This window comes from Flavobacterium sp., assembly GCF_044338735.1.
Lineage (GTDB): Bacteria > Bacteroidota > Bacteroidia > Flavobacteriales > Flavobacteriaceae > Flavobacterium.
Genome location: NZ_JBIIWV010000069.1, coordinates 1 through 10800 on the forward strand (window position 1 = coordinate 1; position 10800 = coordinate 10800).

A 10800-nucleotide genomic window follows, 5' to 3' on the forward strand; every position below is an offset into this window, starting at 1 on the left:
TGCGATTTTTGATCCTGACATTGTGCTACCAATCCGGTAGGAATATGAGTTAAACGAACCGCCGATTTTGTAGTATTTACCGATTGCCCTCCTGGACCTGACGAACAGAAAAAATCAACACGAACATCATTCATATCAATTTGAACATCAAACTCCTCTGCTTCAGGCAAAACCATTACAGTTGCTGCTGAAGTGTGCACACGACCTTGCGTTTCAGTTTGTGGTACGCGTTGAACGCGATGAACGCCTGCTTCATATTTCAATGTTCCATAAACATCTTCTCCAGATACTTCAAAAATAACTTCTTTAAACCCGCCAGAAGTTCCTTCATTCATATCTACAACCGAAGTTCTCCAACCTTTAGCATCGCAATATTTTGTATACATTCGGTATAAATCACCTGCAAAAATAGACGCTTCATCACCACCAGTACCTGCACGAATTTCCACCATTACGTTTTTAGCGTCTTCTGGATCTTTTGGAATCAGCATGAACTTAATTTCTTCCTCTAATTGAGGTAAACGATCCTTTGCTTCATCTAACTGCATTTTGGCCATTTCAACCATTTCAGCATCCGAACCATCAGCAATAATTTCATTCGCCTCTTTGACATTTCCGTCTAGGTTGATGTATTCATCTCGCTTATCTACTAAGGCTTTTAAGTCTTTGTATTCTTTATTCAATTGCACGTAACGTTTTTGATCGGCAATAACATCAGGTTGAATAATCAAATCTGAAATTTCGTCGAAACGTTGCTTAACATATTGTAATCTATCTAACATAGTAGTCTTTTATTTTGGTTTGCAAAGTTACAATTTTAGTTGAAAGTTTAAAAGCATAAGTGTTTAAAAGTTTTTTCAACTGAAAATCAATAGATTAAAAATTTTATTTAAAATAAGTCTAAATAAATTTTGTGATTTATTTTTCTTGTAATATTTTTGCACTGTTATTTTAATTAAATCTAAATAAGATGTATAAAAATATATTTATCGCTAGCTTTTTATTTATTTCATTACAAGGAATTGCTCAAGCTTCATATCAATCAATTAACGAATACAGTAGTATTGAAAATGACACCGTTAAAAGATTGAAAGAAGTAGTAGTAGAAAAAAATCCATCAAATTCTAAAACTAATGCAGGGAAAACAGGGATAAAAGCAATGGATTTACCTCAGGCGATTTCAGTGATTTCTAAAGAAGAATTAAGAAACCAACAGGTAGCAACTGTTGCTGATATTTTAAAAAATGCCAATGGAGTTTATATCATGGGAGCTACTGGAGGCTATCAAGAAGAAATTGCATCAAGAGGTTTTTCATTATCTAGCAACAATACTTTTAAAAACGGAATTCGTTATTTTAATGGTATGATGCTTGAAACTAGCGGATTAGAAAAAGTTGAATTCCTAAAAGGGAGTGCGGCCATGCTGTATGGAAATGTTTCGCCGGGTGGAATATTAAATTTGGTTACCAAAAAACCCCGTTATGAATTTGGTGGCGAAATAAGTTTTGCTAACGCTAGTTTTAATACATACAAACCAACTTTTGATATGTATGGAAGTTTGAACAAAACAAAATCAATTGGATTTCGATTGTATGGTGCTTATGAAAAAGCCGACAGTTATAGAAACAATGTAAACTCCGAACGTTATTATTTTAATCCGTCATTTGAATTTCAATTAGGAAAAAATACTGATTTATTAATTGAAACCGATTTTACTAACGACAGTAGAACTCCTGATTTTGGCGCTGGAATTATTGATTATCAAATAGTTTCAATACCTAGAACTCGTTTTTTAGGAGTAAGTTGGGGATATTATGATAGCGAACAATTAGCTAACACGATAACACTTTCACATACTATTAATTCTAATTGGAACCTAAAATTTGTCAATGGTGTTCGATTTTACTCTACTGATTTGTTTTCAAACACTCGACCAAATTCAGGAACAAACGGTGCCGTACAACCAAATGGAAATTGGAATAGAAGCATTCAACGCACTCAAGCAAAAGACAATTACATTATTCAGCAATTGGATTTAACAGGCGAATTTAAAACAGGTAAATTAGACCACAAAGTATTAGTTGGCGCTGATGTTGAAAATTTTAAAACACAAACAACCGTTTACAATTCTTTTGCTAATTATGACACCATAAATATTTTTGAAGATTACAATGCTGCTGCAGAGCCTGTTATTCCTAATTTAAGCAAAAACACCTTAACCACTGCTCCTATTAGCCGTTTTGGATTGTATGCTCAAGATTTTATTTCGTTTTCAGAAAAATGGAAAGCTTTAGCAGGAATTCGCTATAGTTATCAAGATACAGAAAGCAATGTCTATAAATATGCAGACCTTTCAAATGCTACAACCGTTAATAATGATGGTGCTTTTTCTCCAAAATTTGGCATTATTTATAAACCTACAAAAAATCATACTTTATTTGCTTCTTACTCCAATTCTTTTGAATTAAACACAGGACAAAATGAGAGTGGCGCAAGTTTAGATCCTTCAATTGTGGATCAATTTGAAGTGGGCATAAAAAACATTTTATTCAAAAATAAATTGTTTATAAACCTGACACTGTACCAAATTTCGAATGATACTTTTTACCAACAATCGCTTTCAAACGGCAATACTTATTCCTATATTAAAGTTTTAGCAGGCGAAGTAATCAGTAAAGGCCTTGAAATTGATATTACAGCAAATCCAATAAACGGATTATCTATTATTGCGGGCTATAGTTTTAATGAAACTAAATTTAGAACAAGCGATTACTATATTTCAGGTAGTCAATTGCGCTACAATCCTAAAAACACCGCAAACTTAAGTGCCAATTATCAATTTAAAAACGGTCGATTTAAAAATCTAAACATTGGTATTATTAATACCTATTTTGGAGAACGTTATGCCGGAAGATCAACCCGAGCACAAGTTGCAAACGACAGTAGAAAATTAATTTATTTATCCGATTTTTTTCAATCTGATCTTACGCTAAGTTATTCCTTTTATAAATTTACTTTACGTTCTAAATTGAGTAATGTATTTAACGAATTAAATTATAATGTTCATGATGACAATAGTGTGAATCCTATTGCGCCAAGAAATTATTCCATTGCATTAAACTATACTTTTTAATATGCTATGAAACCACGAAAATTAGTTAGAGATCAACACCGCGATTTTGGCTACTTTTATACCCCCAATAACGCAGAATTACAATTCGTTCCACTAATCATAAAAAAATCCCAATCTTACAATTGGGATTTTTATTTCTATTTCAACTTCCTAAAAAACTCCAATAAAATAGCATCATTTACTTTTTCGGGTGTGAAAATTTCTAAAATACTTGGTTTTTCATTCTGAGCAAGAAATACAGAAAATTGTTGGTCTAATGAAGTTTCATCCGTTACTTTAAAATAATCCAAACCATACATTTTAGCCAAATGCAAGGCATTCAACTGGTGCGACGTTTCAAAAAAGGTATTGAATGTTTCGGTTTCTTCATGTCCAGGCAATATTCTAAAAATGCCGCCACCACCATTATTTATCAATATAATTTTAAAGTTTGAAGGGATGTAATTATTCCATAACGCATTGCTGTCATATAAAAAACCAATATCACCCGTAATTAAAACTGTGGGCAATGTACTTACTGCTGAAGCTCCAATTGCTGTAGACGTACTTCCATCGATGCCACTCGTTCCTCGATTGCAGAAAACAGGAATAGACGACGCCACATCAAACAACTGCATATAGCGAATTGCCGAACTATTACTGACTTGCAACTGGCAATTTTCGGGTAAATTTTGACAAATAAAATCAAACACTTTAAAATCGGAAAATGGAATTTTTGAATTGTATTCTTGGTGTTTCGCTACTCTATCTTTCCAAATAGACAGAATACCCGATTTATAAGTACTTTCAAATGTGTCTTCAGTCAATAACTGACTTAAAAACACATTAATTTTAGTTTCAAAATGATTCGTAAGCGCTCCAAAAGTATCATACGCCCTTAATTCGTCAATGTGCCAATGGAGTTCTGGTTTGTAGTTTCGCAAAAACGCTTTGATTCGTTTAGAAACTACCATTCCTCCAAAAGTCAATAGAATTTCAGGCTGAAACGCTTTGAGTTCTGCTTCATCAAATGGCGTAATCAATGTATCAATTTGATCAATGAAAGTTGGATGATTTAAATTAGATGTTTTTTCGGTTAAAACGACTACACTTGGATCATTTGCTAAAAGTTCTAAATAGTGTTGCTCCACCGAGTTTGGAAATAACTCACCTACTAAAACTAATTTTTTAGTGGCGTTTTTCCAAACAGCAAGCGTTGCAGGATCCATTACAAATGGTTTTTCTTCGTTAGTAAACTCAATGATTTTAGGATGTACTTGTAAATCAGAAACCGTTTCATACAAAGGCTCTTCAAACGGAACATTAATATGTACTGGACCTTTTTTCGCAACCGAAATATGCAATGCCATTTGCACGAGATGATCATTTTCTAGCGAATTATTTTCGGATAAATTAGCATTGAATAAACTATGATTTGCAAATACATTTTCTTGACGAATGGTTTGTCCGTCGCCAATATCAATTTTATGTTGTGGTCGGTCTGCCGAAAGCACCACTAAAGGAATTTGGCTATAAAAAGCTTCGGCAAAAGCTGGATAATAATTCAATAACGCCGAACCCGAAGTACATACAACAACAACTGGTTGCTGAATTTGTTGTGCAATTCCCAATGCAAAAAAAGCTGCACAACGCTCATCTGCTACACTGTAGCATTTGAAAAACGGATTATTTGTAAATCCAATCGTCAAAGGCGCATTTCTTGAACCAGGAGAAATTACAATATGTTTCACTCCTTTTTGCTGACAAATTTCTAAAATGCTTTGCGCTAAAGGAATTTTCGGATACTTCATTGTGATTATTTGTAAGCTACAAAGTTACAAAGTTGCTGAGTATAATTATACAGTTTAAATCAAAAATACTACTTTTGAACTATGGAAATAAAAATCAGACCTTATCAAGTTGAAGATACTGCTGCCATTTTAGACATCATTAACGATGCTATTCTAAATTCAACAGCTTTATACGATTACACTATTCGCACATTAGCTGCTCAAAAGGCTATTTTTGAAGAGAAACTGTTGAAAGGTTATCCAATAGTTATTGCCGATATGAATGGCGAAGTTGTAGGTTTTGGCTATTATAGTGAATTTAGATTTAGAGAAGCTTATAAATTTACTGCTGAACATTCAGTATATGCTCATAAAAACCACATCGGCAAAGGAATTGGCAAACTACTATTAACCGAATTAATTAGTTTAGCAAAACAACAAAATTTGCACACGTTAATTGGTGTCATCGATTCTGAAAATACTTCTAGTATCGATTTTCATAAGAAATTTGGCTTTGAAGAAGTAGGTTTTATCAAAGAATCCGGTTATAAATTTGACCGCTGGTTGCATTCGGTTATTGTACAGAAAATGCTTTAAAATTAGTCACAGTATTCAGTCACAGTTAACAAAATACTGAACACTGAGACTGCGACTATTGACTATATTATTTCCCTTCAATCCAATTAATGATTTCGGCATCTGTGGGTAACGTACTTGGAGCAACCACTTTTTCTAATTCTCCATTCGAATTAATAAGGTATTTTTGAAAATTCCATTGTACATTGCTATCTTCTAATCCGTTTTTAGCTTTTTGGGTTAAAAATTGGTACACAGGATGCATGTCATTTCCTTTAACCGAAATTTTTGACATCATGGGAAAGGTAACTCCATAATTTTTTTGACAAAACGAAGCAATTTGCGCATTACTTCCAGGTTCTTGTGATCCAAAATTATTAGCGGGAAAACCTACGATTACAAGATTTTGATCTTTATACTGATTATAAACCGCTTGTAATTGCTCATATTGAGGTGTTAATCCACATTCTGAAGCCGTATTTACAATGATTATTCTCTTTCCTTTTAAGGTTGCAAAATCAAATTCGTCACCTGACAAGTCCTGAGCTTTAAATTGGTAAATTGTTTCTTTTGTCGTAGAAGTTGCTATTGTAATTGTTTCTTTTTTTTGTGCCTGATTTTGACAACTCCATAAGGAAATTGCTAAAAACAGAAGTAGTGATTTTTTCATGATCATATTTTTATCAAATGTAATTAATTGTTAATGATATTGTTGCTAAACATTTCATAAAAAAAGGCTATCAAAAAGACAGCCTTAATTTTATATTTAATTATTTTTTCAAATGCTTTTTATATGGATTATAAGCAATAGCCGCAATTACCAATACAACTGCAAGTATGATGAAATAATAAGTAACATTTTGTTTTTCACCCGAAGCATAACTGTGTAAACCGCTCAAGTGGAAATTAACTCCAAAATACGTCATTAAAATCGAAGCAAAAGCCAAAACACTCATTACGCTATATATCCAACGCCCACGTAATGCAGGAACAAATCGTGCGTGAATTACAAATGCATACACCATAATACTAATCAACGCCCAAGTTTCTTTTGGGTCCCAACCCCAATAACGTCCCCAACTTTCATTAGCCCATTGTCCACCAAGGAAGTTTCCTATGGTTAACATTACTAAACCAACTGTTAGAGCCATTTCATTGATATAAGTAATTTCGTCAATACTCAACTTGATTTTATTTTTATTTTTTGCATTGGTAAAAATCATTAAGAACAAAGCGACTAAACCAAGTACCATAGCTAAGGTAAACGGACCGTAACTAGCAACAATAACCGCAACGTGAATCATTAACCAATAAGAATTTAATACCGGTTGTAAATTTCCGATAGAAGGATCCATCCATTGCCAATGTGCTACCATCAATATAATAGAAACTACAAATGTCGTAGAAGCTACGGTTAACTTTGATTTTCTTCCAAAAGCAAGACCGAAAAACATGGTTGCCCAAGCTACATATATCATACTTTCATAGGCATCACTCCAAGGTGCATGACCTGAAATATACCATCGAATGGCTAATCCAAGCGTGTGTAAAACAAAAAACAACGCAATTATACCATGAAAGACATTTATACTTAATCGCGTAAATTTATTATCCTTAAAAATTTGTACGATACAAAAAGCCAACATCAAAACCCCAGCCAACATATATAAATAGAATAGTCGTTTGAAAATATCGTACTTATTGTACATGATTTCAGAATTTATTTTACTTTCTGAAAGCATTACTGACTTACCATACTTTTTTTGATAGTCGGTTAAACCTTTTAATAAACTATTTGGCAACTTATAATCATCATTCAAAGTAGATTTATCAACGGCATTCAAATAAAACGGAACAATATTTTTAATGGAATCCAAATCGGTTCCTGTAGGTTTATTGATTTCTAAATAAGACAACCATTTATTGGTTTTATCGCCCGGTACCGGAAATACTTTTAATATCTGACCACTTAACGCCGAATAGAATAAATTCACTTTTTTATCGGCATCAATAAAATCTTTTTGAAATTGATTAGGCACAGGTTCTTTATAAGCCGCATCTAAATAATTCGCCAATTTATAACCGCCTTTTTCATCAAAAAAGGAAACTAATGGTGCATATTTTGCTTCTTTTTCAAGGCCAATTATTTTACGAATACTGTCATTTCCTCTTTTCAAATAAATAATAGGTAAATTATACCAATATTGAGGAAACTGCGTCATTGATAAAAATACTTGATCCGAATTCATTCCTTCATACGTATCACTTTTTGATACTTTTCGAAGTAATTCAGATGAAAACGTATTGATAGGTTTCATACGCCCTGCATCTTGTATGACTACTTTTCCAAATTCAGAAGCATGGTCTTCAGAAACTAAATGCTCTTTCAACAGTTTTAGTGTTTCCTCTTTACTTAGTTGTTTAGAATGTTGTGCAAAACCGATTGTTGAAAACAGCAATAATGCAATTCCTAGTAACTGATTTTTCTTTGCTTTTACTTTTTCTAATTTGTCTTTCAAACTAGCAAAACGCGTGTTTTTATTAAACAAAATAGCCATCATCCCAAAATACAATATGAAATATCCAATATAAGTAATCCAAGTGCCCCAAAAATCATGACTTACCGATAATTGCGTTCCTTTTTCATCTGGATCAAAACCCGATTGAAACAATCTATAACCTCTGTAATCTAGGATATTATTCATAAAGATACTGTCTTTAAAGGTGTTCTTATTTTCAGTATCAATTACTTCGACTTTACTTTTAAAAGCAGAATAACTTTTATCTGTTCCTGGATATTTATCGGCTATAAAATCGTCTAATTTAATATTGAAAGGTGTGTTGTAAATTTTACTTCCAAAGAATAAGGTAAATTCTAATTTTCCAATTTTTACACTTTGTGGAACTCCCTGTTTTCCTTTTGAACCCACAAGTGTTACCGTTTCTTCTTTTCCTTGACTTTTTACTTTAACAATTAATGCATCATCTGTTTGTTTGTCTTTAAAATCATTATTAGATTCTAAGGTCATTTCGCCTTTAATAGCCGGTTCTGGAAATACAAATTGTGCGCCGCCCATGTTGTATAACGATCGTAATAATAAGGCTTGAGGTGTATTTTTTGTAACTTGACCTTGAAATTTATCGGCCATGCGCATAAAGTTTCCATCAAATGGCGACTGTATGGTGTAGGCTTCTCCTATTTTGGAAATATTAATAGCTCCTTCAGTAAATTTATTGAAGGCAAACAAAATATTGTGTAGGTTTTGCACTTCACCTTCCTTTAAATAATGCTCGTGGCGAGTTCCTCCACTCGATTCCACCATTTTAATCATTAATGTTCCGTTTTCAGTAGGTTTAATAGTTTCCTTTCCATTTAAAATAAAAGACTCATGAACTACTTCGAAAGGAATATCACTGAATTCGCCACCCATTGAAAAATCATTACTAGCAAAAAGATTTAAAAATGCATCGTCTTTAACTTCAGGCGCTAAAATCAAATCTTTTTCAAAGGTTTTTCGTTTCATTTCTCCTTTGTATTCGCCATCAACTAATACAGTCAAATACGGTTTATCTGAATAAACAATATTTGCCGATTCGCCTTCTCTAATTGGCATCATTCCTTCATAGCTAATATATCTTGTAACAAATGCTCCTACAATAATTAGTATAAATGATAGGTGTAATATTAGTGTTGCCCAATTTTCTTTTTTATGTAATTGATAGCGTTTCATATTACCTATGAAATTGATTACAAAAAATACCATTATGGCTTCAAACCACCACTTGTTATATACAACAACTCTTGCAGTATCAGTATTATAGGCATCTTCTATAAAAGTTCCAGCGGCCATTGCTACAGCAAAAAATATGAACAAAAAGGCCATTAAACGAGTCGAAAACAAAAAAGAGCTTATTTTTTTTTCCATGTGAAATGAGGAATGTATTTTTAAAAATTGACACAAATGTACTTAATTACAAAATACTATTTGTAAAGTTTAACAAAGGATTTACTATTTTTTATGCATCGTTTAAGTTAAAACAGCATTTTAATTTCTTTAAGATCAAAAATTGATTGTATATCGTTTTCTAATTCCAATTGTAATTTTCCTTCAAGGGTAACCGCAATAATTTTACCTACAAATTGATTACCATTACCATCTTCAAAAGCTGAAACAACTCCTCGTTTATACAATAATTCATGATAGCGTTCCCAATAAAAATTAGCACCTATTTTTTGTGCATTTTCCAAATTAAATTGCAGTTGATTGGCTATTTTAAACATAATTTCCTCTTTATCAAAAGTTTTCCTTTCTAAAAGTGCCAATGAAGAAGCTTGTGGTAAATTCTCAAAATGAAGTTGATTCACATTAATACCAATTCCAATAATAGAAACTATTTCCTGTTGGTTCTTAAAACTGTTCTCAATCAAAACACCGCCAATCTTTTTATTTTCTGCCAAAATGTCGTTTGGCCACTTAATTTGAAATTTGATCAAACTTATCGATTGTAAAGCTTCCACAATGCTCAATGATACAATGCAATTTAATTCAAATAAATTAATCGAAGATTCTTGCAAATTATGATATAGTAAGCTAAAAGTCAATCCTTTATCACTTTCTGAAATCCAAGAAGCGCCACGTTGACCTTTCCCATCAGTTTGTTGATTGGCCACTACAATCGTATAATTTTCAGCAATTGCTTCTTGTGCCAATTCCTTCAAAAAACGATTGGTTGAATCTATGGCATTGAGTTTGATTATCTTCATTTACTACGAATAAGTTTTAATCTTATGTTAAGGTTCAAAAATAATGACAAAATTTGATACCTTTGCATAAATTCAAAAATAATAAATGGCGAAGAAGCAGATTAATAATGATGATTTATTAGCAAACATCATCAAAGGGATTGAAGACGTAAAAGGAGAAAACATTGATATTCTAGATTTAAGAGCAATTGACAATACTGTTTGTGACTATTTTGTAATTTGCAATGGAAACTCAAACACACAAGTCAATGCAATTGTAGGTTCTATTCAAAAATTAGTTTCAAAAGAGTTAAAAGACAAACCATGGCATGTGGAAGGTACAGAAAATGGCGAATGGGTTTTAATGGATTATGTAAACATTGTAGTTCATGTTTTTCAAAAACATATTCGCGAGTATTACCGAATTGAAAGTTTATGGGGTGATGCAAATATTACAACAATTGAAACAAAATACTAAAAATTTTTATGGCACAAAACACTGATAATAATTCTGGCTTTAAATTTAGTCCATGGATGAGTATTTTACTTGTTCTTGCTGTATTTTTTACAATCAGTCT

At 32.3% G+C, this 10800-nt stretch carries 8 protein-coding genes; 3 read left to right on the forward strand and 5 right to left on the reverse strand.

Annotated elements, in window-relative coordinates; genetic code table 11:
• On the reverse strand, positions 1-782 hold a 782-nt coding region (locus tag ACIQZC_RS06100), incomplete at its 3' end, for a peptide chain release factor 1 (RefSeq protein ID WP_396138350.1).
• Between the two features lie 188 nt (positions 783-970).
• Here ACIQZC_RS06100 and ACIQZC_RS06105 point away from each other — a divergent pair.
• Positions 971-3133 (forward strand): TonB-dependent siderophore receptor, encoded by a 2163-nt coding sequence (locus ACIQZC_RS06105; protein ID WP_396138351.1) that lies wholly within the window; start codon positions 971-973, stop codon positions 3131-3133.
• 137 nt (positions 3134-3270) lie between these two features.
• On the opposite strand, the gene menD is transcribed toward ACIQZC_RS06105, so the two are convergent.
• Complete coding sequence (menD, locus tag ACIQZC_RS06110; protein WP_396138352.1) at positions 3271-4923, reverse strand: 2-succinyl-5-enolpyruvyl-6-hydroxy-3-cyclohexene-1-carboxylic-acid synthase; 1653 nt, start codon at positions 4921-4923, stop codon at positions 3271-3273.
• Positions 4924-5004: 81 nt separating this feature from the next.
• Here menD and ACIQZC_RS06115 point away from each other — a divergent pair, with 81 nt between their 5' ends.
• Entirely contained in the window at positions 5005-5499 is a 495-nt protein-coding gene (locus ACIQZC_RS06115) for a GNAT family N-acetyltransferase (RefSeq protein WP_396138353.1), read from the forward strand.
• A gap of 67 nt (positions 5500-5566) precedes the next feature.
• Here the strand turns inward: ACIQZC_RS06115 and ACIQZC_RS06120 are convergent, their stop codons facing one another.
• The 3 genes from ACIQZC_RS06120 to ACIQZC_RS06130 form a co-directional block, all read right to left on the reverse strand.
• Positions 5567-6148 (reverse strand): glutathione peroxidase, encoded by a 582-nt coding sequence (locus ACIQZC_RS06120; protein ID WP_396138354.1) that lies wholly within the window; start codon positions 6146-6148, stop codon positions 5567-5569.
• A gap of 100 nt (positions 6149-6248) precedes the next feature.
• Positions 6249-9404: a cytochrome c biogenesis protein CcsA gene (gene ccsA / locus ACIQZC_RS06125; protein ID WP_396138355.1), complete on the reverse strand. Its 3156-nt coding sequence runs from the start codon at positions 9402-9404 to the stop codon at positions 6249-6251.
• A 107-nt stretch (positions 9405-9511) separates the two neighbouring features.
• Positions 9512-10243: a biotin--[acetyl-CoA-carboxylase] ligase gene (locus ACIQZC_RS06130; RefSeq protein ID WP_396138356.1), complete on the reverse strand. Its 732-nt coding sequence runs from the start codon at positions 10241-10243 to the stop codon at positions 9512-9514.
• Positions 10244-10328: 85 nt separating this feature from the next.
• On the opposite strand from ACIQZC_RS06130, the gene rsfS reads away from it, so the two are divergent.
• Complete coding sequence (gene rsfS / locus ACIQZC_RS06135) at positions 10329-10700, forward strand: ribosome silencing factor (RefSeq protein ID WP_396138357.1); 372 nt, start codon at positions 10329-10331, stop codon at positions 10698-10700.
• Positions 10701-10800 lie beyond the last annotated feature (100 nt).